This is a genomic window from Flagellimonas lutimaris (assembly GCF_003581615.1).
Taxonomy (GTDB): domain Bacteria; phylum Bacteroidota; class Bacteroidia; order Flavobacteriales; family Flavobacteriaceae; genus Flagellimonas; species Flagellimonas lutimaris.
Genome location: NZ_QXFH01000070.1, coordinates 532808 through 558885, shown reverse-complemented (window position 1 = coordinate 558885; position 26078 = coordinate 532808). Strand labels below are relative to the sequence as shown.

General features: G+C 41.1%; 24 protein-coding genes. 16 read left to right on the top strand and 8 right to left on the bottom strand.

Annotated features, from left to right (window positions below):
• Positions 1-13: 13 nt before the first annotated feature.
• From D2V08_RS06940 to hemH, 3 genes are read right to left on the bottom strand one after another with little or no spacing between them, the layout of a single operon-like run.
• Positions 14-1390: an MATE family efflux transporter gene (locus D2V08_RS06940; RefSeq protein WP_119607319.1), complete on the bottom strand. Its 1377-nt coding sequence runs from the start codon at positions 1388-1390 to the stop codon at positions 14-16.
• A gap of 54 nt (positions 1391-1444) precedes the next feature.
• Positions 1445-2236: a DUF3050 domain-containing protein gene (locus D2V08_RS06935; protein ID WP_119607318.1), complete on the bottom strand. Its 792-nt coding sequence runs from the start codon at positions 2234-2236 to the stop codon at positions 1445-1447.
• A gap of 33 nt (positions 2237-2269) precedes the next feature.
• A complete protein-coding gene (gene hemH, locus D2V08_RS06930; protein ID WP_119607735.1) occupies positions 2270-3316 on the bottom strand; it encodes a ferrochelatase in 1047 nt (348 codons plus the stop codon).
• Positions 3317-3462: 146 nt separating this feature from the next.
• Here hemH and D2V08_RS06925 point away from each other — a divergent pair, with 146 nt between their 5' ends.
• Both D2V08_RS06925 and D2V08_RS06920 read left to right on the top strand, forming a co-directional pair.
• The gene (locus D2V08_RS06925; RefSeq protein ID WP_119607317.1) at positions 3463-4533 is read left to right on the top strand and encodes a mechanosensitive ion channel family protein; all 1071 of its coding nucleotides are present in this window, start codon (positions 3463-3465) and stop codon (positions 4531-4533) included.
• Positions 4523-5374 (top strand): N-acetylmuramoyl-L-alanine amidase-like domain-containing protein, encoded by an 852-nt coding sequence (locus D2V08_RS06920; RefSeq protein ID WP_119607316.1) that lies wholly within the window; start codon positions 4523-4525, stop codon positions 5372-5374. The genes D2V08_RS06925 and D2V08_RS06920 overlap by 11 nt, the downstream gene beginning before the upstream one ends.
• On the opposite strand, the gene D2V08_RS06915 is transcribed toward D2V08_RS06920, so the two are convergent.
• A complete protein-coding gene (locus D2V08_RS06915) occupies positions 5360-6118 on the bottom strand; it encodes a ThuA domain-containing protein (protein WP_119607315.1) in 759 nt (252 codons plus the stop codon). The genes D2V08_RS06920 and D2V08_RS06915 overlap by 15 nt on opposite strands.
• A 10-nt stretch (positions 6119-6128) precedes the next feature.
• Positions 6129-7007 (bottom strand): helix-turn-helix transcriptional regulator, encoded by an 879-nt coding sequence (locus tag D2V08_RS06910; RefSeq protein ID WP_119607314.1) that lies wholly within the window; start codon positions 7005-7007, stop codon positions 6129-6131.
• 210 nt (positions 7008-7217) lie between these two features.
• Here D2V08_RS06910 and hemA point away from each other — a divergent pair, with 210 nt between their 5' ends.
• Genes hemA through D2V08_RS06845 form a run of 13 tightly spaced genes read left to right on the top strand, consistent with a single transcriptional unit; the run spans position 7218 to position 18472 of the window.
• The gene (gene hemA / locus D2V08_RS06905; protein WP_119607313.1) at positions 7218-8474 is read left to right on the top strand and encodes a glutamyl-tRNA reductase; all 1257 of its coding nucleotides are present in this window, start codon (positions 7218-7220) and stop codon (positions 8472-8474) included.
• Entirely contained in the window at positions 8471-9397 is a 927-nt protein-coding gene (gene hemC / locus D2V08_RS06900) for a hydroxymethylbilane synthase (protein ID WP_119607312.1), read from the top strand. The genes hemA and hemC overlap by 4 nt, the downstream gene beginning before the upstream one ends.
• On the top strand, positions 9375-10037 hold the full coding sequence (locus D2V08_RS06895; RefSeq protein ID WP_119607311.1) for a uroporphyrinogen-III synthase: 663 nt from the start codon (positions 9375-9377) through the stop codon (positions 10035-10037). The genes hemC and D2V08_RS06895 overlap by 23 nt, the downstream gene beginning before the upstream one ends.
• Positions 10034-11059, top strand: coding sequence for a uroporphyrinogen decarboxylase (gene hemE, locus D2V08_RS06890; RefSeq protein ID WP_119607310.1), 1026 nt, complete (start codon positions 10034-10036; stop codon positions 11057-11059). Before D2V08_RS06895 ends, hemE begins: the two co-directional genes overlap by 4 nt.
• On the top strand, positions 11056-11541 hold the full coding sequence (locus tag D2V08_RS06885) for a DUF6973 domain-containing protein (protein ID WP_119607309.1): 486 nt from the start codon (positions 11056-11058) through the stop codon (positions 11539-11541). Before hemE ends, D2V08_RS06885 begins: the two co-directional genes overlap by 4 nt.
• A 9-nt stretch (positions 11542-11550) precedes the next feature.
• Positions 11551-12078: a GNAT family N-acetyltransferase gene (locus D2V08_RS06880; RefSeq protein WP_119607308.1), complete on the top strand. Its 528-nt coding sequence runs from the start codon at positions 11551-11553 to the stop codon at positions 12076-12078.
• Positions 12068-12970, top strand: a complete 903-nt coding sequence (gene hemF / locus D2V08_RS06875) for an oxygen-dependent coproporphyrinogen oxidase (protein ID WP_119607307.1) — start codon at positions 12068-12070, stop codon at positions 12968-12970. Before D2V08_RS06880 ends, hemF begins: the two co-directional genes overlap by 11 nt.
• A gap of 28 nt (positions 12971-12998) precedes the next feature.
• A complete protein-coding gene (locus tag D2V08_RS06870) occupies positions 12999-13787 on the top strand; it encodes a PhzF family phenazine biosynthesis protein (protein WP_119607306.1) in 789 nt (262 codons plus the stop codon).
• A 21-nt stretch (positions 13788-13808) separates the two neighbouring features.
• Positions 13809-14798, top strand: coding sequence for a porphobilinogen synthase (gene hemB, locus D2V08_RS06865; protein WP_119607305.1), 990 nt, complete (start codon positions 13809-13811; stop codon positions 14796-14798).
• A gap of 11 nt (positions 14799-14809) precedes the next feature.
• Complete coding sequence (locus tag D2V08_RS06860) at positions 14810-16117, top strand: serine hydrolase domain-containing protein (RefSeq protein WP_119607304.1); 1308 nt, start codon at positions 14810-14812, stop codon at positions 16115-16117.
• 40 nt (positions 16118-16157) lie between these two features.
• Positions 16158-17279, top strand: a complete 1122-nt coding sequence (locus D2V08_RS06855) for a CNNM domain-containing protein (protein ID WP_119607303.1) — start codon at positions 16158-16160, stop codon at positions 17277-17279.
• Positions 17279-17749: a methylated-DNA--[protein]-cysteine S-methyltransferase gene (locus D2V08_RS06850; protein WP_119607302.1), complete on the top strand. Its 471-nt coding sequence runs from the start codon at positions 17279-17281 to the stop codon at positions 17747-17749. Before D2V08_RS06855 ends, D2V08_RS06850 begins: the two co-directional genes overlap by 1 nt.
• Positions 17750-17758: 9 nt before the next feature.
• Positions 17759-18472: a 3'-5' exonuclease gene (locus D2V08_RS06845; protein WP_119607301.1), complete on the top strand. Its 714-nt coding sequence runs from the start codon at positions 17759-17761 to the stop codon at positions 18470-18472.
• A 170-nt stretch (positions 18473-18642) separates the two neighbouring features.
• Here D2V08_RS06845 and D2V08_RS06840 read toward each other — a convergent pair whose 3' ends face one another.
• The 3 genes from D2V08_RS06840 to D2V08_RS06830 form a co-directional block, all read right to left on the bottom strand.
• The gene (locus tag D2V08_RS06840) at positions 18643-20838 is read right to left on the bottom strand and encodes a S8 family serine peptidase (RefSeq protein ID WP_119607300.1); all 2196 of its coding nucleotides are present in this window, start codon (positions 20836-20838) and stop codon (positions 18643-18645) included.
• Between the two features lie 150 nt (positions 20839-20988).
• Entirely contained in the window at positions 20989-21939 is a 951-nt protein-coding gene (locus D2V08_RS06835; protein WP_119607299.1) for an endonuclease/exonuclease/phosphatase family protein, read from the bottom strand.
• Between the two features lie 25 nt (positions 21940-21964).
• Positions 21965-24697 (bottom strand): M14 family metallopeptidase, encoded by a 2733-nt coding sequence (locus D2V08_RS06830; protein WP_220473384.1) that lies wholly within the window; start codon positions 24695-24697, stop codon positions 21965-21967.
• Positions 24698-24854: 157 nt separating this feature from the next.
• On the opposite strand from D2V08_RS06830, the gene hflX reads away from it, so the two are divergent.
• The gene (gene hflX / locus D2V08_RS06825) at positions 24855-26066 is read left to right on the top strand and encodes a GTPase HflX (RefSeq protein ID WP_119607297.1); all 1212 of its coding nucleotides are present in this window, start codon (positions 24855-24857) and stop codon (positions 26064-26066) included.
• The last annotated feature ends 12 nt before the right edge of the window (positions 26067-26078 follow it).

Below are 26078 nucleotides of genomic sequence, written 5' to 3'. Positions count from 1 at the left end.
AAAGAATCAGTATTTAGGACAGTTCGGATTTGATTTCCTTTTGAAGAAAAAAGCCCGTGACAATAGTAGAAAGCACATCCGCTATGCAGAAAGATAACCATACCCCTATTTCTCCCATAAAATTGGGAAGTATTAAAATCAGAGGAATAAAAAAGAATCCTTGTCGTGTTAGCGTTAACAATAAAGCTGGAATCGCTTTTCCAATGGCTTGAAAATAGGCGGCCCCTATCAACTGAATGGCAATAATCGGTGTTGCGGCGAACACCAAACGCATGGCCAAGGGTGTATGCTGCAGCACAAAATTGTTGGCTTCGAGTTCCTCTGGAGATAATTCAGGCCGATCACTTAAAAACAATGATGCAATTTCCGCAGGGAAAACCATTAGCACCACAAAAACAATAGTTGCCATCAAGGCGGCATATTTAATCGCTGTATAAATGGATTCTTTTACCCTATCGTACTTAACCGCACCATAATTATAGCCTGCGATGGGCAAAAAACCTTGGGTAACACCAAAAACAGGGAAGAGTGCAAACATCAACATTCTACCGATAATCGCATAAACCGCCACCATGGCCTCCCCGCCCAAGTTGAACAATATATTGTTCATCAATAAATAGGTAATACTGGTTACAGCCTGTCTGGCCAAAGTAACAAAGCCCAATGAACCAATCTCTTTTAAAATGGGACGATCTAAACCGAAATGGGAGATGTTAATTTTTAATTCTGAATTATCCGATAGAAAGAAATAAAACACATAGAGGAAACAAAGCAAATAGCCCACCGTGGTTGCCCAAGCAGCTCCGTGCATGCCCCAATCAAAAACATAAATAAAAATGTAGTCCATGAGCAGGTTTCCAATGGATGGAATGATCATGGCAATCATGGCAAACCTTGGTTTTCCTTCGGCCCTTATCACGGTATTTCCCATCATACAAAGTGCCAAGAAGGGTACCCCGTACAAAATGATGGTGTAGTATATTTTTGCTGGATCGAAAATGGTTCCTTTTCCCCCAAACGCAGGAATCAAAGTATCCACATAATAAAGTCCAAGTGCCACCATGGTTATGGTAACCACTAAGGTCAATGTGATTTGGTTTCCAAATGTTTTAAGTGCCTTTTCTTTGTTGTTGGCACCAAGTGCTCGAGAAATAATACTGGAACCCCCTATCCCGATCGCCATTCCCAAGGCCGCAATAAAGAAGGAAACTGGCAACACTACATTGATGGCGGCAATGGCAATGGAGCCAATCCAATTACCAACAAAAATGGAATCTACCAAAACGTTCAAGGACATCACCAAAATACCGATAGAGGCGGGTGCAGCCTGTTTGATCAGTAATTTTCCTATGGGTTCTTCCCCGAGATCGTTAGAGGTTATTTTGGCCATGCCAGAGGTGATTCTTTGGGTGAAAAATAAAGTGAATATTCTATCACTTCAAATCTACAACGCATCCACCAAACTACCTTTGTTCTCAGTTAGTTTTTTGGCAATACTGTTCCATAGTTCTATTCTGAACTTAAGGGCTTTTTTACTGTACTCGCTCACATCGTTCCATTTTTGCTCATCGGAACCACACAGGGCCTTGATCATACGCAGTGCCAAAGGACCATGTTCGTCACCATCCAACTCAATATGCCTTTTGAGATAGTATTCCAGTTTCCCGTATTTACGCGGACCATCTTCTCCACTGTTTTCAATGATTCCCAAAAACATATCTGGAATCAAATCTTCGCGACCAAAGGTAAAGGCAGCCGCGATGATGTGCGGTTGTTTGCTATTGATGACCTCAAAAGTGAACTGTAGAAAATTCTTTTCTGACTGATTGAGTTCAGCTTCTTCAATTTGGTTTGATATTTTTTGTAGATCGGTGAAGGATGAAATAACCCTTTGAACTTTTTGGGTATTGGCATTGACTTCTTGCATCGCATCCAAGTACATCTCAAAATGACTTTTGGCTTCTCCTTTTTCGTTGAAATCACTTTCCTCTTCCAAAACAATCTCATTGATGAATCGCGCCACCGAAGTATCAGTAGCTGGATGCCAAGGCAATCCCACACAGGTTAAATGTTGCTGAAGGGCTTTTAAGAGCGACATGAAATCCCAAACGGCATACACATGGCTCTCCATAAAAATTTTAATGTCATCCACAGACTCTAGTTGTGCATACAGCTCGTGATTTTTGAGTTGCTCCCGAAAAGGGTAAAGCTCCTGCTCCAGGTTTTCAATCTTCATAGCGTTTCTTTTGTTCTATTCTGTCTATGGAATTTAGCGTATGTTGGTTTCGGGAAGTACATCTTTTTCTTCCCATTCCTTTATCCATTTCGCCATGAGCTCGGCCCAATCATCACGGTCGTTCAAGCAGGGAATGTGGATGTAATCACCTCCTCCTGCTTCCTCGAACTGCTCCTTTCCTTCCATAGCGATTTCCTCTAGCGTCTCCAAACAATCACTCACAAAAGCCGGAGTGATTACCACCAAATTTTTGATGCCTTCGTGTCCCAATCGTTCAAATTCCTTGTCCGTAAAGGGTCGCAACCATGGGTCGCTCCCCAATCGTGATTGGAAAGAAGTGCTTACCTTATCTTCGGGCAGGCCCAATTCTTTTTTTACCAACTCGGTGGTGTCGTAGCATTGATGACGGTAACAGGTATGGTGCGCCACAGAGTTTGTTTTACAGCACTCCCCGTTCAACTGGCAATGGAACTTTGTCGGGTCCGATTTTCTAATATGCCTTTCCGGAATTCCGTGATAAGAGAAAAGGATATGGTCGTAATCAAATCCCTTTAGGCCTTCGGCGATACTTTTTGATAATATTTTGATGTAATCCGGATTGCTGTAAAAAGCCGGCAAGGTGGTCAAGTGCATTTCGGGAAAGTCCTCTTGTTGTACTTCAAGAGCCTTTACCACCACCGTTTCGTAGGATGACATGGCGTAATGTGGATACAGTGGAACCAAAAATACCTCATCAACCCCTTTGTCTTTCAATTCCTGTAATCCCTCTTTTATGGACATGGAACCGTATCGCATTCCCAAAGCCACAGGAAGTTCCGTATGCTTCTGCACTTTTTCCGCGAATCTTTTGGAAATAATGATCAAAGGAGAACCTTCATCCCACCAAATTTTGGAATAGGCTTCGGCAGATTTTTTAGGACGGGTGTTCAAAATAATCCCTCGAACGATTATGTTTCTCAGAAGGGGGTTTACATCGATAACACGTTCGTCCATCAAAAATTCATCCAAATACGGCTTTACATCTTTGGCGGTAGGGCTATCTGGCGAACCCAAATTGACCAATAAAACTCCTTTTTTCACGGTTGCATAATTTAGGCCGCTAAAATACAACACGAAGCGGACTTCACCTTTTCCGTATCCAAATACTTTCTTATGATGAAATAATGTTTTTCGATTTTGTTTAACCTTTCTGTTCTCCTTGAAGTTTTCTGCCTTATTTTTGGGATATGGAGTCCTTTTACGACAATGTTTCCAAAGAATCTCTCATCTATTTGGGCGTGGCCCTCGTTGTGCTCATCATCCTTTATTGGAGTACTTCCGTACTTATGAAGCGTTTAGGTAAAAACCCAAAATACTTGTTGCCTAAAAGTGCGTTCAAAAGATTAGCAAAACCTTTGGTGTTGATTTTTGTTTCGGTTCTGCTCCGGTTGAAGGCTTTACGTGATCTTTTAAACTTGGAAGATGCGGGGTTCTGGTTTAAAAAAGCAAGTACCATTCTCTTCATTTTTGCCATGGCCTGGGCGATGATCGCTTTGCTTAAAATCATAAAAAAGGCAGTCATTCAAAATTATGATATTGGAGAGGTGGACAACCTAAAGGCACGAAAGGTATATACACAGTTCACTATTCTGGAACGTATTTTTATTTTCATCATAATCCTGTTGGCTACCGGGTTTGCCTTAATGAGTTTTGAGGAAATCCGTGAAGTGGGTATCAGTATTTTTGCATCTGCAGGTGTGGCGGGAATCATTATTGGTTTTTCGGCTCAGCAATTTATCGGGACTATTTTGGCGGGTATTCAAATCGCCATTGCGCAACCCATAAAATTGGATGATGTGGTAATCGTGGAAGGTGAATGGGGACGTATCGAGGAAATTACCTTGACTTACGTTGTGGTGAGCATTTGGGACAAAAGACGCTTAATTGTACCTACACCCTATTTTATAAACCAACCTTTTCAAAACTGGACCAAAACTTCCTCCGACCTTATGGGAACCGTGTTTTTGTATGTGGATTATAATGTTCCTTTTGATAAAATAAGGGAAGAACAAACCCGTATTTTAAAGAATACTGACCTCTGGGACGGCAAAGTTGATGTGCTACAAGTTACCGATACCAAACCCAACTATGTTGAGATAAGGTGTCTCATGAGCGCCAAAGATTCACCAACCGCTTGGGATTTACGAGTGCATGTCCGTGAAAAGCTCATTGTTTATTTACAGGAAAAATATCCTGAAAGTATAGCAAGAACGACTCGATTGACGGTTGAACATAAAAATGACAGTAATGAAGATTAAGATAGTTGCAGTTTTGTTGATTTTGGGCGTTGCTGCAAACGCCCAACAAATTACCTGCTCCCCGGCTGATAAATCCCTTTTTGAGACCAAATTGTCAGATTTGGAGCAAAGAAAAGCATCCAATTTAGGTGACACCATTATTACCGTTGGTCAATCGTTTATGGGAACTCCCTATGTGGAAAAAACGTTGGAAATTGGTAAGACCGAAACTCTTGTAGTTAATTTTGGTGGACTGGACTGCACCACCTTTGTAGAAAATGTACTGGCTTTTAGCCTTATGCTTCAAAATCAGCAAAAAGATTTTGAAAATTTTACCGATAATTTAGAATCCGTTCGGTATAGGAATGGAAATTTGGAGGGATACCCTTCTCGTTTACATTATTTTACAGAATGGATCCGCAATAACGAGAAAAAAGGATTGGTCAAGGACATAACCAGAGAATTGGGTGGTGTTGAACTGGAAAAACCCATCAATTTTATGGGAACGCACCGCAATCTTTATCCATTTTTGGCCAGCGACGAGAATTTTGAAGCCATGTTGAAGGTCGAAAAAGAACTTGCCAAAGAAAAGCTTTGTTATTTGCCGCAAGATCACATTGAAAGCAAGGAACATCTTATCAAATCAGGTGACATTCTTGCCTTGGCAACCTCCATAAAAGGGTTGGATGTAACCCATACTGGAATTGCCATCCACCAACCAGACGGAAGATTACATTTATTGCACGCCTCCAGCAAAAATGGCGAAGTGGAAATTTCCGAACTGCCTTTGGCAGATTATCTTAAAAACATCAAAAGCAATATTGGAATCATAGTGGCGAGACCAACCCTACTTTCGCTTTAAGCACCATTCGATTGCTCCCAAAAGATGTTTACGGAACATTGGTTCGTCATAAGCGTCCTCCGTATGGCCTCCTCCTGTGTAAAAAGACCGCCCTCCGTCAAATTCGTGATACCATGCAATCGGATGGTTGGACCCATTAGTGCCGCCTTCGTAGCTGCTCTCATCCAAGTTGAGCAAAACAGTGGTGTTCGGGTTTAGGTTTTTATAGTTATACCACTCATCTGTCCTTGTCCACGTATCTTGCAAATGCTCCGTAGATGGATGTGCTTTGCTTATCACATCTATTTTAGCCTTTCGCACATTCGGATCATTGGGATGACCATTAAAATATCCGCCTACCAATTTCCCATACCATGGCCAATCATATTCGGTATCACACGCGGAATGAATTCCGAGAAAACTTCCGCCTCCTTTTATATAACCTTCAAAGGCAGTTTGTTGTGCATTGTCCAGCACATCCAACGTAGTATTCAAAAACACAACTAGCTTATAGTTGTTTAGATTCTGAGTAGTAAAATCTTCCCCAGATTCAGTTTGTAATACGATAAAGCCATTTTCTCGACCCAATTCTCTGAGGGTCTGCACGCCTTTTTCAATGGATTTATGTCTCCAGCCCTCAGTTTTGGTAAACACCATTACCAATTCGGGCATTTTTTGAGCATTATCTTCAGTTGTAGGTTCATCTTGTGCCGCTATTTGAAAGGTAAAACAAAAAACGAGCAAGGACAGTGCAAATAATTTCATAGTTGTTTGTTTAGACGTTTGAAGTTAAATATTTTTTGGGAGTGGTGCCAAACTTCTTTTTAAAGGAGGCAATAAAATGGCTCGCGGTACTGTAGCCTACTTTTAATCCGACTTCGTTTACGTTGTGCTTCCCTGTTTCCAACATTTTCCGGGCATATTCCATTTTATAATCGAACAAAAACCCGAATACGGAGTCACCATAAATCTGTTTAAAGCCTTCTTTCAACTTTTTTAGGCTTAATCCAACTTCTTTGGAAAGTTCGGCCAAAGTGGGTGGCTCCGCCATACGTGAAATCATGATTTCCTTAGCCATACGAATTCGCCGCACATTATCCTCATCGGCCAAATAAGGACATTGCTCCAAATCGGCATCTTCTGTTTTGTTGAAGTAAAGAGAAATCAGTTCGTAGACTTTTCCTTTCAGATACAATTTTTTGATGGAGGGATGTAAATTGAAATTCATTAACTGACTCAACACAACGGCAGTTGCCGGTGATACTATTTCCTGTGAGTAATATTTCTTTTCCTTGTTCTCATCACTTAAAAAAGGTATATAATCAGCTTCATCCGAAAACAGGGAATGAAACTTCCTGATAGTCATTACCACTGATACCAACCAAGAACCCGGTGAAACAACAAGGTCCAATGGCAAATCCTTTTGGGTATTGTATAAGAGTAATGAGTTTTCCTCGTTAACTTCCAAATAATAGTTCCCCTCATTGAAATTAAACTTGGATTTTCCTTTCAAACAAAAGTGGAATTGAATGTAGGAGCTGTCGATATCACGTTCAATGAGTTTTGGTTCCTTGGCATCATTTTGAATTTTAAGGATATAAATCCCATCTTCGACCAAAATTTCATCATAGGAACCGCTAGCGATATTTTTCATGTTACTTTTCAATCGAATTTTGCTTTTTAGTTAATTTAGAATCGCTCTAAATTGTTTTTCATATTATCAAATATATCAATAATAACAACGCTTTTAACCATTATCATCGAAAATAAAACATAAAATAATACTAGCCATAATTTATAGTTCCGCTAGCGTTATTTTTTGACCTATAACCCTATTACTTTTGTCTTGCGATTTATATCCTTTATGAGGAACTACCATATTTCAAAACATAATTCCTTCTATGCCATTGGTTTGAGTTACAAGAAGGCGGATGCAGAGGTTAGAGGAAAGTTCAGTCTGGATGTTCCTGCCATTGACCATATTTTGGGCAAGGCCAAGGAAATCGGAATTGATGGCCTTTTGGCCATTTCCACCTGTAACCGGACCGAACTTTACGGTTTTGCGCAACACCCGTATCAGCTTATCAAGTTACTATGTGACCAAACGAATGGAACGGTAGAAGAATTCCAAGAAGTGGCCTATGTGTACAAAAATCACGATGCCATCTCCCACATGTTCAAGGTAGGAACTGGTTTAGACAGTCAGATTTTAGGGGATTTTGAAATCATTAGCCAAATCAAACAAGGTTTTTATCGCTCCAAAAAGCAAGAAATGGCCAATCCGTTCTTGGAACGTTTGTGCAATTCTGTGATTCAGGCCAGCAAGCGCATCAAAAACGAAACGGAATTATCATCGGGTGCTACATCGGTAGCGTTTGCCTCGGTAAAATATATTTTGGACAATGTCGTCGACATTTCCAACAAGAACATCTTATTGTTCGGAACCGGAAAAATTGGAAGAAACACCTGCGAAAACCTAGTAAAGCATTCCAACAATTCTCATATTACCTTAATTAATCGAACTCGGGAAAAGGCGGAAGATATTGCAGGCAAGTTCCAGTTGACCGTAAAGGATTACGGCGATCTGCAAACAGAAATTCGTAAGACCGATATTCTTGTAGTAGCTACGGGAGCACAATTACCTACCGTTTCCAAAGCATTGATCTATCCGAAAAAGCCTTTGTTGGTTTTGGATTTATCCGTTCCCAAAAACGTATCCGATGATGTGAAGGAATTGGATAATGTGACTTTGGTGCATTTAGACCAACTATCGCAGATTACGGATGAGACCTTGGCCAAAAGAAAAGAATATGTTCCCAAAGCGGAAGCTATCATCGAAAAGGTGAAAAAGGATTTTCTAAAATGGTTGGAGACCCGAAAGTTTGCCCCGGTAATCAATGCGCTCAAGGATAAACTGAACACCATGAAGACCGAAGAAATCGATTTTCAAACCAAAAAAATTGAAGGATTTGACCAAATTCAGGCGGAAATCATCTCAGATAGAATCATTCAAAAGATTACCAAACAGTTTGCCAACCACCTAAAAAGCAATGAGGTCGATACTGAAGATAGTCTAGAGCTTATCCAAAAAGTGTTTCAGCTAGAACTGCATTCCAAATGAGCAAAATAATCCGAATTGGTACCCGCGACAGCGAACTGGCGCTGTGGCAAGCAACGACCGTGCAACAAAAGTTGGAAGAGTTAGGCTACGATACCATTTTGGTTCCCACTAAATCCATGGGCGATCAAGTTTTGGACAAACCATTGTATGAACTTGGCGTAACCGGGATTTTTACCAAAACCTTGGATGTTGCACTACTAAAAGGCAATATAGATATCGCAGTGCATTCTATGAAAGATGTGCCCACGCAATTACCAAAAGGAATTGTTCAGGCGGCTGTTTTGGAGCGTGCTATTACACACGATATTTTAGTGCACAAAGGTTCTGGATTTCTGGAATCCGATACACCTGCAACTATTGCAACAGGAAGTTTGCGAAGAAGAGCCCAATGGCTGAACAAATATCCTAACCATAAAGTAGTAGACCTTAGGGGAAATGTAAATACCCGACTCCTAAAACTGATTGAAAACGATTGGCAAGGCGCCATTTTTGCTCAGGCAGGGTTGGAGCGTATTAAGCTTTTACCCAAAGATGCCATTCGATTGGATTGGATGATTCCTGCTCCAGCACAAGGTGCCATGTTAGTAGTTGCCAAGGAAGAGGATGATTTTACCAAAGAAGCATTGAGCAAACTGAACCACTCCGGAACCGAAATCAGCACCACCATTGAACGTGAGTTTTTACGCACTTTGGAAGGTGGTTGTACCGCTCCGATAGGTGCTTTGGCTCAAATAAAAGACCTAACAGTTTATTTTGAAGGCGTTGTTTTCTCTTTGGATGGGAAACAGAAAATTGACATCAAAAAAGAAGTAAAATTGTCCGATGTCAAAGATCTTGGTAAAACTTCTGCCGAAGAAGTCTTGCAAAAAGGAGGCGATAAATTGATGCAGGAAATCAGAAATGAAAACAGTACTGTCCACTAAAATGTTGAGCTTGTCCCAAAAGGAGCTTTTTCTAAATTCTGGTTTGGGATTGGTGGAGTACGATGCCCTAAAAATAGAATTCCTGAATGTAAAGATTCCTTTGGACTACACTAACTACATTTTTACCAGTAAGAATGCTGTAAAGGCCTTTTTGAAGCAAACCAAAGAATCGGATATGCCAAAGTTCAACACCTTTTGTGTAGGTGAAAAGACAAAAGCCCTTTTAGAAGAAAATGGGTTAAAAGTGGTCGAAATAGCCGAAAATGCATCAGAATTGGCGGAAAACATTATAAAGCGACATCAAAACGAGACATTTGTATTCCTTTGCGGCAACAAAAGAAGGAATGAACTCCCCGATATGCTAACAAAAAATAACGTTCAGTATAAAGAGTTGGAAGTATATCGTACGAATCCAAATCCAAAGAGATTTCAAAGGGATTTTGATGGTATTCTTTTTTTTAGCCCAAGTGGCATCCGAAGTTATATTTTGGAAAACATCTTAGAAAATAGCACCTTGTTCTGTATTGGAGAGACCACAGCTGCTGAAGCCCAAAAACATTCAAAAAATATAATTATAGCTAACAAACCAACTGTAGAGAATGTGTTGGTTCAGGCCATAAATCATTTCAGACACTTATGATAAAAAACGACTTGTTCCTAAAAGCTTTAAAAGGTGAAACCGTTGAACGTCCACCCGTGTGGATGATGCGACAAGCGGGGCGCTATTTGCCCGAGTTTATGGAACTCCGTAAAAAATACGATTTCTTCACCCGGTGCCAGACCCCAGAATTGGCCTCTGAAATCACCGTGCAGCCCATTCGCCGATACGGAATGGATGCCGCGATTTTGTTCAGTGATATTTTGGTAATTCCACAAGCAATGGACATCGAGGTGCAGATGAAACCCAATTTTGGACCTTATTTACCCAACCCTATCCGCTCGCAAGCCGATTTGGATAAAGTGATCGTTCCAGATATCCAAGACTCTTTAGGTTATGTGATGGATGCTATTACAATGACAAAGGAAAAATTAGATGATGAAGTTCCCCTGATTGGATTTGCAGGTTCTCCCTGGACTTTACTTTGTTACTGCGTGGAAGGTCAAGGCAGCAAAAGTTTTGACAAGGCCAGAGGGTTTTGCTTCACGCAGCCAGAAGCTGCGCATGAATTGCTTCAAAAAATAACGGACACCACTATCGCCTACTTAAAAGCTAAGGTTAAAGCGGGAGTTAATGCCGTTCAGGTTTTTGATTCTTGGGGCGGAATGCTTTCACCTCAGGATTATCAAGAATTTTCTTGGAAATACGTTCAACAGATTGTGGATGCTTTAAAAGATGAGGCCCCTGTAATCGTTTTTGGAAAAGGATGCTGGTTTGCTTTAAAGGAAATGGCAAACTCAGGGGCTTCGGCAGTCGGAGTTGATTGGACCTGTTCACCCCAAAATGCAAGATACTTAACGGGAGGAAATGTGACCCTTCAAGGTAATTTTGATCCAGCCCGTTTGTTATCACCTCCATCAACAATAAAGGAAATGGTCACCCAGATGATTCGTGATTTTGGTAAGGACAAGTACATCGTAAATTTGGGTCACGGAATTTTGCCCCATATTCCCGTGGAGAATGCAAAAGCATTTATAGATGCGGTTAAAGAATATAAGGAGTGAATCCCATTTTGATTCTAAAACGAGTAAGTTTTAAACACCTGCTCAAGGGCATTGTAATTGGATTAGGCAGACCTTTTTTTATTCTGCCTACTTTGAAAGCTACCAAAGACTGTCTTAAAATTTCAACAGCCAACTATGGCAATCAGCACCAAAAAAATGGTCGAGCCAATGCGTTTAGGCATGCCTTCTGGAACTATTTGATCGCAAAAAGATGTTTGGGCTGGAACAAAAATGAAAAAGTGGTTTTGCAATGGGCCAAAAAAGTAACTGATTGGCACGAAACGGTTTTCCAAAATGAAGAACTAGCCAAACGTATGGATCTGCACAACAACGAAGTGGGGCGTTTCATTTTTGAGCAAAACACGGAAAAAACCGAAGAGGAAATTATTGAATTATTGAAGCAACTAGCTTTGGAGTCCAATAGAATTGATGAAAGTTCAGTGCTTTGCGAATATAAAAATCGAATGGTCCATATCCTTTAAATCCAAGAAATGTCAAAGGCGTTCGAAATAAATTATTTGAATGAAAGCGATGCAGAAAGCTTATGCTTTCTAATGACTTCGAATGCTGATATTTTTAAACGCTTTTTTACTAAAACGCTATCCCTAAACCAATCCATTGAAAGCTCTCGACTATATATTTCCAAAAAAGCAAAGGAAATAGATCAAAAAGCGGAGTTTACCTTTGCGATAAGAAATGAAAACAATGAGGTTATTGGACTTGTAATCCTAAAAGATATCCATTGGGGTTCAGGCGAAGGAGAGTTGGCCTATTGCATAGATAAACATCAACAAGGAAAAGGAATTGTTTCACAAAATGTGAAATATGTCTCTGACATTGCTTTTAAAAAGCTAGGACTTAAAACACTAAAGATATTTGCACATAAAAGCAACTTGCCAAGTATCAGAGTTGCCGAAAAAACAGGTTTTCTTTGGGTAAAAACAATGTCCAAATCATATCAACCTCCAAATGAGGCTCCCTTGGATATGGAACTTTACGAATTACATTATGAAAAATAAGTTTTACGATTACATTCAACAACTGCAGGACAGTATTACTTCAAAATTGGAAGAACTGGACGGAACCGCTAAGTTTCAGCAAGACCTTTGGGAACGTGAAGAAGGCGGTGGGGGTAGAACCCGTGTTATCGAAAACGGAACTGTTTTTGAAAAAGGAGGTGTCAATATTTCCAAGGTGTACGGACCATTGCCAAAAAGCATGCAAAACTATTTCGGAGTGGACGATGTAGATTTCTTTGCCTGCGGACTTAGTTTAGTGATTCATCCCAAAAGTCCGATGGTTCCCACCGTACACGCCAACTGGCGTTATTTTGAGATGTACGACAAGGAAGGCAATATCGTAGATCAATGGTTTGGTGGCGGACAGGACCTTACCCCGTATTATTTGTTCGATGAAGATGCAACCCATTTTCACGCGGTTTGCAAAAAAGCCTGCGATGCCCACAACCCAGAATTTTATCCTGCTTATAAAAAGAAATGTGACGATTATTTCTGGAATACCCACCGGAATGAAGCTCGCGGGGTAGGTGGATTGTTCTTCGATTATTGCAAAGCAACCGAAGAAACCAGTATGGAAGACTGGTACAGTTTTGTAACCGAGGTCGGGGATAGTTTTTTGGATGCCTACGCTCCCATCGTTCAAAAAAGGAAAGACTTACCCTACTCTCAAGAACATCGCGATTGGCAAGAAATTAGACGGGGACGTTATGTGGAGTTCAATTTGGTACACGACAAAGGCACCCTTTTTGGCCTGAAAACGAATGGACGTATTGAAAGTATATTGATGAGCTTACCGCCACACGTTCAATGGCGATACGACCATCATCCCGATAAAGGAAGTGAAGAAGAGAAGTTGATAGAAGTACTACAAAGCCCAAAAGATTGGGTTTAATCCGTAGTTTTGTCCTGAAACCAAGCCTATGAGACAGAAGATTTACCAAATAGACGCATTTACCAGTCAGACCTTTGGCGGAAATCCTGCTGCGGTCTGCATTTTGGATTCATGGTTGAGCCCAGAATTGATGCAAAAAATCGCTCAGGAAAACAACTTGGCCGAGACCGCTTTTGCCGTGAAAAAAGATGACCACTACGAACTGCGATGGTTCACCCCCGAAGTCGAAGTTGACCTTTGCGGACATGCGACCTTGGCAACGGCCTTTGTACTCTTTCATTTTTATGACCTTGAGGAAAATACCATTCAGTTTTATTCTTACCGAAGCGGCAATCTGACCGTAAATAAAGCGGATAATGGCTGGTTGACCTTGGATTTTCCAACTGATAATTTGATTGCTATCCGTAATGTTGCAGAATTGGACAATGCCATCGGGCTGACCCCAATTAAAACCCTGAAAGGTAAAACAGATTATATGATGGTCTACAACTCTCAACAAGAAATTGAGGCTATTGAACCCAATCACCATCTTTTGGGGCAACTTGATGTTCGTGGTGTTATCGTAACTGCCCCTGGAGACGAAGTGGATTTTGTATCGCGCTTTTTTGCGCCCGCTTGTGGCATTCCAGAAGACCCGGTAACCGGTTCTGCACATACTTCACTTAGCCCTTATTGGTCAAAAGAGCTCGATAAAACAAAAATGACTTCCAAACAGCTCTCCAAAAGAGGTGGAGATTTGGTTTGCGAATATTTGGGTGAACGAGTGAAGATTTCAGGAAAAGCCGCACTTTATTTAACTGGTGAAATTGATATCTAATATCAGCTTAAAACTAAACATATGTATCCACTTATACGAAACAGAAGACTTCGCGCATCCGAATCCATTAGAAGATTGGTTCGGGAAACTACTTTGACACCAGACGACTTTTTGGTGCCCTTGTTCGTTACCGAAGGAAAGGGAATCAAAGAAGGAATACCCTCCATGCCCAATTATTTTAGACTGAGTTTGGACAATCTTGAGAAAGAGGTGAAGGAACTTTGGAAAATGGGACTTTGTTCCGTGCTTCTTTTTGTAAAGGTTGATGATAAACTCAAAGATAACAAAGGAACCGAGGCTTTAAACCCTAACGGTTTGATGCAACGTGCCATAAAAACGGTGAAAAACGCCTGTCCACAAATGTTGGTGATAACGGACGTTGCGCTGGATCCCTTTTCATCTTACGGACACGATGGTATTGTGGCCGAAGGGCAAATCCTGAATGATGAATCTGCCGAAGTATTGGCCGAAATGAGTGTATCCCATGCCAAAGCAGGAGCAGACTTTGTTGCACCCAGCGACATGATGGACGGTAGAATTTTGACCATCCGAGAAGCCTTGGAGGACGAAGGCTTCATCAATACGGGCATTATGGCCTATTCCGCTAAATACGCAAGCGCCTTTTATGGTCCCTTCCGTGATGCATTGGATTCCGCGCCTGTGGATATAGCCAATGTGCCAAAGGACAAGAAAACCTATCAAATGGATTATGCCAATCGGTATGAAGCTATCAAAGAAACTCAGATGGACATTGACGAAGGGGCAGATATCGTGATGGTGAAACCTGGATTGTGCTATTTGGACATCGTTCGAGAAATACGAAACGATGTAGATGTTCCCGTTGCTGTGTATCAAGTATCCGGAGAGTATGCCATGGTAAAAGCCGCTGCCGAAAAAGGCTGGTTAAACCATGATGCTGTAATGTTGGAACAGCTAACAGCCATAAAAAGAGCAGGGGCCAATATCATTGCCAGTTATTTTGCAAAGGATTTTATCCGAACTTTGGGCTAAACCTCAACCAAATGAAAAAATTTGCGGTTTTGTTCCTATTCATCACTTTAGTGATGCCATTTGCATTTGCCCAACGCGAACTTATCCACGCCTTTCCTTCTAAGTTAGGGTTTGATGAAGCTTTCATCAACCAAAAGGTGGATTCCATTATGGAAATGGGTATCGATAGTTTGGCATTTCCGGGAGCACAACTTTTGGTCACCAAGAACGATACCATAATTTTTCACAAAGCCTATGGTTTTCATACCTACGATAGTGTGCAACCTGTTGCCTTGAACGACCTTTATGATTTGGCATCCGTTACTAAAATTTCGGGGCCGTTACCTGCCTTGATGAAATTAGTGGACGAAGGAAAGCTCGATTTGGACAAGCCCTTCAGCAGCTATTGGAAGCCTTGGACAAACCGTAAGAACAAAAAAGACCTTACTTTGCGCGAAATTTTAGCGCATCAGGCCGGTTTGGTACCCTATATTGTTTTTCTACAAAAGGTGCTTCGGAAGAATGGCAAAATCAAAACACGCTTTGTTCACAATTCTTCCAATAAAAGATTTGAAGGACATGTGTATGATGGTCTATACATCAATAATCGGTTCGAGCGCAAAATGAACCGCATCATTAATCGGTCCAAGGTTTCGGAGGAGAAGAAATACAAATATTCAGGGCTTACTTTTCTTATTTTTCCAAGTTTGATAGCGCAACTCACAGGAATGGACTATCAAGCTTATTTGGATAAAAATTTCTATCAACCTTTAGGTTGTCATACCTTGGGATATTTGCCCAAAGAAAATAACTATGTGAATCCCATTGTCCCCACAGAAGTGGATACGTTATTTCGAAAATCCTTGGTAAAAGGTTGGGTGCACGACGAAAATGCATCGCTCAAAAGTGGTGTTTCGGGCAATGCGGGGTTGTTCGGCACAGCAGATGACTTGGCCAAATTGATGCTCTTTTATCAAAATTATGGCAAGGTGGATGACAAGCAACTCATTTCGGCCAAAACCGTAAAAGAATTTGCAGAAGTGCAGTATCCGGAAAATGAAAATCGACGAGGATTGGGTTTTGATAAACCTTTGCTCGACAATGCCGAACTTCCTTTGGAAGAAGCTTACCCCTCCCCTTTGGCGAGCCCCAAAAGTTTTGGACATTCCGGTTTTACGGGAACTTTTGTCTGGGCAGACCCCGAAAATAAATTGACATTCATTTTTCTTTCCAATCGGGTATATCCGTCAAGAGAACACCGAAACTTGTACGAACTTAACATACGAACTGCACTTCAGGATGTTTTTTATAAAGCAACGGGATTAAACATTCAAAATTAATTCCTATTCCCTATCTTGGTACTAAAGATTCTGCCATTCTATGGGACTACTATTATTTTACGCCCTTATTTCCATTTTCTTTTCGTTTTTATGCTCCATTTTGGAAGCGGTGTTGTTGAGCATTACGCCCACTTTCATTAATGTAAAAAAGCAAGAAGGAAAAGAGTATGCGGCCACATTGGAAACCCTTAAAAAGGATGTGGACAAACCACTCATTGCCATCCTTACGCTAAATACCATTGCACATACGGTAGGAGCCATTCTAGTGGGGGTTCAGGCGAAAGTTGCCTATGCAGAAATGTACGGAAGTACTGAACGTTCCATTTTTGGGTTCTCCCTTACCGAAGACCTTATGGTCGGAATCGTATCGACCCTTATGACGATATTGATTCTGGTGGCTTCAGAAATCATTCCGAAGACCATAGGAGCAACTTTTTGGAAACAATTGGCCAACTTTACTTCAAAAGCATTGAAAGCAATGGTTTTCGTCTTAAAATGGACAGGGCTATTGTGGTTGTTACAACTCTTTACCAAACTGGTCGGTGCCAAAGGAGAGCACGGAAGCGTGTTGAGTCGTGAAGATTTTAGTGCAATGACGGAAATAGCCCATGAAGAAGGAGTTTTCAAGGAGTCAGAATCCAAAATGATTAAAAACCTGCTCTATTTTGATGAAATACTGGCACGAGATGTAATGACACCGCGAACCGTAATGAAAGTGGCATCTGAGGACACTCCGATAAAAGAGTTTTTTGAAAAAAATAGACCCTTGCGCTTTTCAAGAATTCCATTGTACAAAGACCGCATGGATAACATTACCGGTTTCTTTTTAAAAGATGAATTGTTGGAAGCCATCATCAATAAAAAAGGAAATGAAACTTTGGCTACCATAAGAAGAGAATTACTGGTCACCAACCGAAGCAAGTCCATTAATGAACTTTTTAAAAAATTTGTGCAGAAGAGAGAGCATATTTCTTTGGTTGTGGATGAGTATGGTTCGGTAAGTGGATTGGTCACTATGGAAGATGTGATCGAAACCTTGCTAGGATTCGAGATCATGGATGAAAGTGACAACGTAGAAGACCTTCAAAAGCTTGCTAGAAAGAACTGGCACGCCAGAGCTAAGCGTTTAGGAATTATTGAAGATGAAGATGAAATAGAGTAATGGAAACTGCTTATATACAGACTCCTATTGGAACAGCAGAGTTAATAGGCGATGAAAATGGCCTTGCATCCATTACTGTTTTGGACGATAAAAAACCTATTGGTATATTTCCTGAAGTTTTAAAGGATGCTGTTAAACAATTTCAAGAATATTTTAATGGAGACCGAACGGTATTTGACCTTAAGCTAAATCCATCGGGCACCGATTTTCAGAAAAAAGTTTGGGATGCTCTGTTAAAAATACCTTTTGGAAAAACCATTTCTTATTTGGAACTTTCCAAACAACTCGGTGACGCAAAGGCCATTCGTGCAGTAGCCTCGGCCAATGGCAAAAATCCACTTTGGATTGTGGTTCCTTGTCATCGTGTAATAGGAACCAACGGAAGCCTCACAGGCTATGCAGGTGGACTGCATAGAAAAAAATGGTTATTGGAACACGAGAGCCCTGCAAAGCAGACCACTCTCTTTTAATTTTTTACCATGCTTTATAAACTTAACCTGGAGCATATCCTCTTTTTGGATATCGAGACCGTACCCCAACAACAACATTTTAGCGACTTGGATGAAACTGCCCAGCAATTATGGGAACAGAAAACGCAGTACCAGCGCAAAGATGAGTTCACTGCTGAGGAATTCTATGAGCGTGCCGGAATTTGGGCCGAATTTGGTAAAATTGTCTGTATTTCCGTAGGCTATTTTATTCACAAAGGAGAAAATCGAAATTTTCGGGTTACTTCTTTTTATGGTGAAGAAATCAAAATTTTGAGAGAATTCAAACAATTGCTCAAAGACCATTTTAGCCAAGTGAAGCACCTTTTGTGCGCGCACAATGGCAAAGAGTTCGATTTTCCCTATATCGCTCGTAGAATGGTAATAAATGGCATCAACCTACCCTACAAACTGGATTTATTTGGGAAAAAACCGTGGGAAGTGCCTCATCTGGATACCATGGAACTTTGGAAGTTTGGCGACTACAAACATTACACTTCCTTAAAACTATTGGCTTACGTGCTCGGAATTCCCTCTCCCAAGGAAGATATGGATGGCGGCATGGTGAAAGATGTATTCTATAAGGAAAATGACTTGGACAGAATTGTGACCTATTGCGAATTGGATGTGGTGACCACTGCACAAGTTTTCTTACGATTGCGAAATGAAGAGCGCTTGGACGATGATGAGATTAAAAAAGTTTGACGTTTTATTGGGTAAAGGGTGACTGGTCAAAGGTAAAAGGGACGAAAAAATTCTCGACTGCGCTCGAACTTACAGCCATACCCAATTAAGCAATAAGCAATGTCATTCTGAACCTAGTGAAGAATCTATTGCGAAAATTAGTTATTGGAAACTGTAAATTGAGCCTGCGACTAGTTTTTATAAAACTTAGTACTCTTGATTCCGGAGTAATCCTGAACTACCAAAACATATAAACCAGAAGATAACGAAGCTACATTAATGGAACCTTGCGTTTTTCCTTTTTTAATCACGTTTCCTGAAGTGGTTACGATAGAAAATTCGGCATCTTTGGACAGTTCGGCATTCACGTTCAAATAGTCTACGGCTGGGTTCGGAAATACAGAGACATTCAATTCTTGTGGGATAAATAAAGGTGTGTTTTCAATCAAGGTTGTTTCTTCACCTTGGAATTCAAACTCAATGGTTTCTGAGAACTCCGATACTGCGTTTTCGGTGCAAATGGAACGCACACGGGCCTCGTACACTTTCCCTTCTTCAAAGGACGCAAGCTCAAAACTGTTTTCCCAAATAAGTTCACTTTCCCATACATCTGAATCAATACTCTTGTACTGTACTTCAAACAAAGTTTCTTCTGCTTCGTTCCAAGAAATAGTAGAACCCTCGCTTGTGGAGTTTTCCAAATCAATACCTGAAGGCGTCTCAATGGAGCAATTAGAAACTTGTGCGCCTGAAACAATCAAGGAAAAGTCCTGTTGTCCATTTTTTAAACTCCCTTTGTGAGAAATAGTAATCGTATAGGTGCCACTTGCATTTTCTACCTCAACACGTTCAAAGGGATCAACTTTGTTGTCACCTTTAGTAGCACTATCATTCGCTTTGGCCGGGTTTAATTTCCATGGCATGTAAGTTTGCCCATCTTTAGTAATCCTGATATCCAAATCGTTCATCAAAGCTGCAGTTACACTATTAAGTTCACCTCTGTTCACAGTTTCTGCCTCTGGGTCTGTCCACGAAATAGAAGCTATCAAATCCTCACCATCAATTGCTGTTACAGTTAAAGTAAATGTCTCGCCATCCAACAGGGATTCTTCATTTACCAATGAAGTGTATTCTCTATTTTGAAGCACTTCGGCCGCTGATTTGGCATTCATTATGCCCCAGCCCATTTTATAGTCGGGTCCTTTGGCATCCACATCATCGGCAGTGTGGAGTGCAAGTCCTTTTAGGGTTGCTGCTTTCATGAAAGAACCAAAAAGTTCCTCGTGATACTGCTGCAATAACAAAAGGGAACCTGTAACCCCAGGTGCGGCCATAGAAGTTCCTGCGGAAACTTGATAGCTACTGTTAGTTGTAGAACTTGTGGAAAGGATATCACCACCATCGCCAGCCAAGTCTGGTTTTACACGGCCATCATCTACAGGTCCAAAACTACTATATCCGGCAACTGAAGCTTTTTTCAATTCTCCGTTACTATCAATCTCTGTGTTGGCACCTGCAATGGTAAGTCCGTTTTTAGTTGTGGTAAAGCCTAACAAAAGGTCAAAACCGTCAGCTGTTTTACCATAATTTGGAGCTTCGTTATCGTAGGAGTTTTGCGCATTTCCAGCAGCAGTTACCATTAAGTAATAAGGAGCGTTGTACATTATCCTATCCCAATCTTGTGTAACCTTAATGTAAGCGCCAAAATACCAATCAGGCACTCTATCAGATAAAATACCATAGGAATGATTACTCAACAAAAGTCCATTTGCCGCTGCTTCCGCCACCTCAATTTTATCGCGGCTCCAATCATGGGTCAATGCTTGCGCACCGTATGCAACCCCTTTTGCATTGGGTTCCACACCGGCTGAAATAAGATTACCTGTCACCAAAGTAGCATGTAAGCTTACCTCATCGGCATCATCGGCATTCTTTGCACGGGTATCAAACTCTTGGTGTGAAGTCAATGCTACTCCCGAATCCCAAACACCTACTTCCATATTGGTTCCGGTTAAACCTAAATTCAACAGTCCTTTATCGTAAAGTGTGTGTGCTCTAGAGGTCTGGGAAGCAGGATCGTTGAGTGTAGTATAATATAGTGGAGTGCCATCGGTACCGATATCTTTAAGTGCTATTTGGATACCGTTATTTTTTTTCTCTGAAGCTTTAAGTCCTTTGGACCTTACCAAATCACCTATTTTTTTAAGTTTCGTTTGGTGCTCTATTTCCAATTCGGAAATAAAAGAAGACATTTTCCCTTGATTGTAGGAAGAACGTATTTGCTCTTTTGCATTTTTGGTTTGAGCAAGTACGTGAACAGCGCTTAAAAGCGACATTATGATGGAGAAGATTACTCCCTTGAGCCCTAAAGGAAATCTGTAGTCCATAGTTAAGTTAAGGTAAGATTTGGACTACGAATATAAATAGACATGTACGAATCATCGATAAAATTCCTACTTTATTCGATGAAATACATAGTGTTTTACTTCATTATGTTGTGAAAATTGACTTTTATGTGGTGTAACTCTTTTCTTACACTAAATTTTGTTTTCATCCAAAACAATATAAACCGGAAAGTGGTCGCTATATCCACCTAAATATTTCTTTCCAGCAAAGGTTCGGAATGGGTTTCCCTTGTATCTACCCTTCCACTCTTTTAAGAATCGAGGTGAAAATATCTTCGCCTTTATAAAACTGTGAGTACCTGCCTCATAATTTAAAAAACTATGGGTTAGCAATATTTGGTCGAACAAACTCCATTTACCCTTATAGTTGGCACTTCCTTCAAAAGGAGACAACAATTGTTTCATTGGGTTGATGAACATTCCAGTACGCATTAGGGTTTGTAAACTTTCTGAATTTGGGTCATCGTTTAAATCACCCATTATAATAATGTTGGGATGGTCATCTTGTATGCCTTCAATTTTCTGCAGGATGGTTTCTGCTGCCTTGATACGCTTATAACTAGTTTCCTTAGCTCCTTCCCTTCGGGAGGGCCAATGGTTTACAAAAACATGAATCTCTTCTTGATGTAATTTGCCGTGCACATACAAAATGTCCCGGGTAAAGTCTCGATCACCATTAGTGTTTTGTACCATCAAAGGAATGGTCTCGGCATCCAGTACCTCAAAGTGTTTTTTATCATAAATAAGTGCCGTATCGATGCCACGTTCATCAGGTGAATCAAAATGAATGGCATCATAGTCTATATCCCTAAGTCTTTTGGATTGTAACATCTTTTGGATGACCCCCTTATTTTCCACTTCTGCCATACCGAGCAAAACCGGAGGATACCCACTATCATCCAATCCAATTTTTGAGATTGCCTTGGAAATCTTCTTGACCTTCTTCCTAAATCTTGATTTGTTCCATTTTCTAAACCCCTTAGGAGTAAAATCATCATCGAGCAAATAGGGGTCGTCCCTGGTATCGAAAAAATTTTCGAGATTATAAAATGCAACGGTATGCCTGTTCTCCTGCTTTTGCAATTCTTCTCCTGCTTTTATAGTTTATCTAATCTTGACTATTTTCTTTTTCCGGTGTTGACGTATTTGTCAATGTTTGCCATTCTTCAGGTACATCACGCACTACATCCGATAATTTATTGGCATACAACAATGCACTAAAAAGTGTTCTGTACGTGCCCATTGGCTGACCACGCCATTGAGGTTGATATCCAAAAAGGAGCACGTGCCCCTTGCCATGCTTTACATCCAAAGCGGCGGCATTTCCATTCATGTATTTTTCACCTACCAAGAATCCAGACATTAACGGAGAACCATTTTCCTGATATTTAGCTAGAACCTCACCTTTAAAGCCATCGAGAGTGATAAATATGGGACTATTATAGACAAACACATTTGCCTTGTCTTGCATTCCTGCCATCACAGGGTGTTGTGGGTTTGTTTCTAACTGCATAATGGACCCACCTGTGAAGAATTTGGCCCTATCAACCTTATCGACTACATTTTTAACAGGGAGATGCAAAGCATTAATCGCAAAATTGGAGCTTCTGTTCAAGGTAATCAAGGTACCTCCTTGTTCCACAAAAGCATTCAGGTTGCGTATTCCCAATTCGCCTAATCCTCCGGCATATTGTGGCGGAGCGGAACCGGGTTCCAATCCGTTTTCAATGGAGCCCGGCCACTCGGAGGCCATCACTATTACATCAAAACGGTCTTTTAAATTGTTGGACATAAAATCCGCATTACGAACAGATGAATAGGGAAACCCAAAATTATCAAGCAACCATCGGGTCCATCCCATATCCATACTTGCAGTCCATGGACGGTACACTCCTATTCTAGCTTTTACATTGGCATCACCTGAGCCTGATCCCATTTTCCCATTAATTGCATAATCATTAATCCATTGACTGATTTTACTTCGAGAGGCACCTCTAACACCGTATTTTCTGGTGTCGGCATCATAGCTAACGGTTAAACCACCTTTCATGGCCTCTGCCAATACGCGGAAAATATTGTTCTCTGTTGGATCTAACCATAATGTGCTTCCACTGCCACGGAGGGTACCTGGCAATGGCTTAATTCCAGCCGCTACTTTATCGGTATCAAATCCGACACCAGGCGTAAAATCTGTTTTGTTGAGGTCCTTTTCCTCATCATCTGTAGTTTCTAACGGAGTACCTTCAACAGGGGTCAATGCTTCCCTAAAAGCATCCGGCAAGGGAAGTGTTCCTGTAATCACATCGACTTCCATCTGAAAAGGAAGCGTCCACCCGGCAGCATCATAGGGTTGCTCAAGTGGGCCATCGGGCGACTCCCTTAAATCTGGATATACTTGCACATCCAAAACCTGTCGTGCCATTTCTGCAAACTCTTGGTCCATTGGTATCACCCAAGTTCCCTTGGGATATGTCGCGCCAGAATACTCCATCGGTTTATTCAATTGCGATATTTTGATTCCATTAAAAGCCAAGCGTTTCAACAATTCTACCGGACGAGACGGGTCTCTTTGTTTTTGTGGTATGATATAGGCATAGGGCGGCTCATTCTTATATTTTTCGATGGTTGTTACTGCGGCTTGATACTTATTAAAAAGAAGCGTTTCCTTGTATTTGGCAGAATAATCCAACACGGCGATGGAAGCCGTCTGCATATATTGCATGGCATCGCTCAAGTGCCACCAGCCACCTTTCCATGGACTGTTATATAGCGATTCTACCCGCAAATCTTTTCTGTGTTTAGGAAAATCCTTAATGGTATAAAAATATGGCGTAGCGTATCGGTACAATGCCGTTTCTGTCCAAAACGAAGGTATATTTTGCATGGCAGGCAAGTAATCAATATAACCTGGGTACCATGCATCAAAACCCTTTCCCATATGAACGGCTCCCGGCAAGCCTTCGGTTTCCAATTCCTGTGCCATGGCCATCCCGATCATGTTAACTTCACGAGCCACAATGGGTGGGGTTTGCGGAGCAATAGGCTCAGCAAAAGGCGGCAACCAAATTCGGGTGGGAAATGGAGAGGATTGATGGTGGACATGAATAACATTGGGTTCCCATTCGCGCCAGGTTCTACCCACTACCCGAGATTCCAACATATTGAGCATATAGGCATCACGGTTGTTGTCGTGACCCACATATTTTTGGTAGAGCCATGGTGTTCGGGCAGTTTCATAAGGTGTTCCCACATTGGACATGTACCAATTGGCAATGATATCTTGCCCGTCCGGATTTAACGATGGCCATAATACCAAAATAACATCATCCAGAATAGGTTTAAATTTTTTGGAATCCGCCTCATTTACAATTTGATGGGCCAATGTAATAATGTGTTGTGCCCCTGCCACTTCAGAAGCGTGCAAACCGCCACTTAAATCCACAATGGCCTTGCCTTCCTCTGCCAGGTTCTGGGCTTCTTCGCGCGACATCCCTTTGGGATGGGCCAATTTCTGCGAGATTTCCTTATAGTGGTCAATCTTGGCCAAGTTTTCTTTGGAGGAAATCAAAACATAATACCACGTGCGGCCTTCTGAAGTTTTTCCGGTTTCCCGCATTTCTACCAAATCACTTGCGGCATCCAACTTTTTAAAATAGTCAATGGATTGCTCATAGGTGGCCAAATGAAAATCGGAACCTATTTCAAAACCGATTACATCATCGGGATCTGGAATGGATGGATTTTGTGCCTTGAGTCCGAATGGAATCAAGATGGCCATCAATAAAAAGCCAGAGAGATACTTTAAAAAATGTGTATGTTTTGGATTCGGGAGAGGTTGCATTCTAAACATTATGTTGGGTTAGTTTGGTTTAGGGCATCAAGATAGGGAACAATACAATTAAATTATAGTCTTTTCCCCTGTTCATCAGCCCTTAAAAGGCGAAAAGCACCAAACAGCTTCCAAAACATTGTGTAGATTTGCATTCTAAATCCATTTGATGCTAGAAAAGAAGTCGATTGAATATGAAAAGGCGGTACTCATTGGTGTAATGAATCAACACCAGAATGAAGAAAAGGTAAAGGAGTACTTGGATGAGCTTGAATTTTTGACCTACACTGCCGGTGGCGAGGTCGAAAAAAGATTTGTGCAACGTATTGATGTTCCCAATCCCAAAACCTATATCGGAAGTGGGAAAATGGAGGAGGTGCGCCAATTCGTAAAGGAGAATGAAATAGGTTCCGTAATCTTTGATGATGAATTGTCTCCCGCACAACAGAACAATATTGAAAAACTACTACGCTGTAAAGTTCTGGATAGAACCAGTTTGATTCTGGACATATTTGCCCAAAGGGCCAAGACCAGTTATGCCAGGACCCAAGTTGAGTTGGCTCAATACGAATATCTTTTACCTCGTTTGACCGGCCTTTGGACCCACTTGGAAAGACAACGTGGTGGTATTGGTATGCGTGGTCCCGGTGAAACGGAAATTGAAACGGATAGACGTATTGTTCGTGACCGAATTGCATTGCTTAAAAAGAAACTTGCCAAAATAGACCGCCAAATGGAGACCCAACGTGGCAACCGTGGTTCTTTGGTTCGGGTTGCTTTGGTCGGATACACCAATGTTGGTAAATCCACCTTAATGAACGTGATCAGCAAAAGCGATGTTTTTGCGGAAAATAAACTTTTTGCTACGCTGGACACCACAGTTAGAAAAGTAGTCCTCGGGAACCTTCCCTTTCTGTTGAGCGATACGGTAGGATTTATTAGAAAATTGCCCACCCAATTGGTGGAAAGTTTTAAAAGTACTTTGGATGAAGTTCGCGAAGCTGACCTTTTACTCCATGTGGTGGATATTTCGCATCCTAATTTTGAGGAGCATATTGACTCGGTAAACCAGATTTTGGATGAAATAGACAGTTCGGATAAGCCCTGTATCATGGTTTTTAATAAAATAGACCAGTACACTCCAGAAACCATTGATGATGATGATTTGGTGACAGAAAGAACCACTGCTCATTTCACTCTTGAAGAATGGAAAAAAACGTATTTCAACAAACTTGGGGACAAAGCGCTATTTATCTCGGCATTGAACAAGGAAAATATGGACGAGTTCAGAAAACGTGTTTATGATGCGGTTCGGGATATCCATGTAACCCGTTTTCCATATAACAACTTTTTGTATCCGGAGCATTTAGACGAGTATTAGTTCTTTATGGTT

Bases quoted from the DNA above. Each gene is read 5' to 3' on its own strand.
- D2V08_RS06940 (WP_119607319.1), bottom strand. From the start codon at position 1,390: ATGGCCAAAATAACCTCTAACGATCTCGGGGAAGAACCCATAGGAAAA.
- D2V08_RS06935 (WP_119607318.1), bottom strand. From the start codon at position 2,236: ATGAAGATTGAAAACCTGGAGCAGGAGCTTTACCCTTTTCGGGAGCAA.
- D2V08_RS06925 (WP_119607317.1), top strand. From the start codon at position 3,463: ATGGAGTCCTTTTACGACAATGTTTCCAAAGAATCTCTCATCTATTTG.
- D2V08_RS06920 (WP_119607316.1), top strand. From the start codon at position 4,523: ATGAAGATTAAGATAGTTGCAGTTTTGTTGATTTTGGGCGTTGCTGCA.
- D2V08_RS06915 (WP_119607315.1), bottom strand. From the start codon at position 6,118: ATGAAATTATTTGCACTGTCCTTGCTCGTTTTTTGTTTTACCTTTCAA.
- D2V08_RS06910 (WP_119607314.1), bottom strand. From the start codon at position 7,007: ATGAAAAATATCGCTAGCGGTTCCTATGATGAAATTTTGGTCGAAGAT.
- hemA (WP_119607313.1), top strand. From the start codon at position 7,218: ATGAGGAACTACCATATTTCAAAACATAATTCCTTCTATGCCATTGGT.
- hemC (WP_119607312.1), top strand. From the start codon at position 8,471: ATGAGCAAAATAATCCGAATTGGTACCCGCGACAGCGAACTGGCGCTG.
- D2V08_RS06895 (WP_119607311.1), top strand. From the start codon at position 9,375: ATGAAAACAGTACTGTCCACTAAAATGTTGAGCTTGTCCCAAAAGGAG.
- hemE (WP_119607310.1), top strand. From the start codon at position 10,034: ATGATAAAAAACGACTTGTTCCTAAAAGCTTTAAAAGGTGAAACCGTT.
- D2V08_RS06880 (WP_119607308.1), top strand. From the start codon at position 11,551: ATGTCAAAGGCGTTCGAAATAAATTATTTGAATGAAAGCGATGCAGAA.
- hemF (WP_119607307.1), top strand. From the start codon at position 12,068: ATGAAAAATAAGTTTTACGATTACATTCAACAACTGCAGGACAGTATT.
- D2V08_RS06870 (WP_119607306.1), top strand. From the start codon at position 12,999: ATGAGACAGAAGATTTACCAAATAGACGCATTTACCAGTCAGACCTTT.
- hemB (WP_119607305.1), top strand. From the start codon at position 13,809: ATGTATCCACTTATACGAAACAGAAGACTTCGCGCATCCGAATCCATT.
- D2V08_RS06860 (WP_119607304.1), top strand. From the start codon at position 14,810: ATGAAAAAATTTGCGGTTTTGTTCCTATTCATCACTTTAGTGATGCCA.
- D2V08_RS06855 (WP_119607303.1), top strand. From the start codon at position 16,158: ATGGGACTACTATTATTTTACGCCCTTATTTCCATTTTCTTTTCGTTT.
- D2V08_RS06850 (WP_119607302.1), top strand. From the start codon at position 17,279: ATGGAAACTGCTTATATACAGACTCCTATTGGAACAGCAGAGTTAATA.
- D2V08_RS06845 (WP_119607301.1), top strand. From the start codon at position 17,759: ATGCTTTATAAACTTAACCTGGAGCATATCCTCTTTTTGGATATCGAG.
- D2V08_RS06840 (WP_119607300.1), bottom strand. From the start codon at position 20,838: ATGGACTACAGATTTCCTTTAGGGCTCAAGGGAGTAATCTTCTCCATC.
- D2V08_RS06830 (WP_220473384.1), bottom strand. From the start codon at position 24,697: ATGCAACCTCTCCCGAATCCAAAACATACACATTTTTTAAAGTATCTC.
- hflX (WP_119607297.1), top strand. From the start codon at position 24,855: ATGCTAGAAAAGAAGTCGATTGAATATGAAAAGGCGGTACTCATTGGT.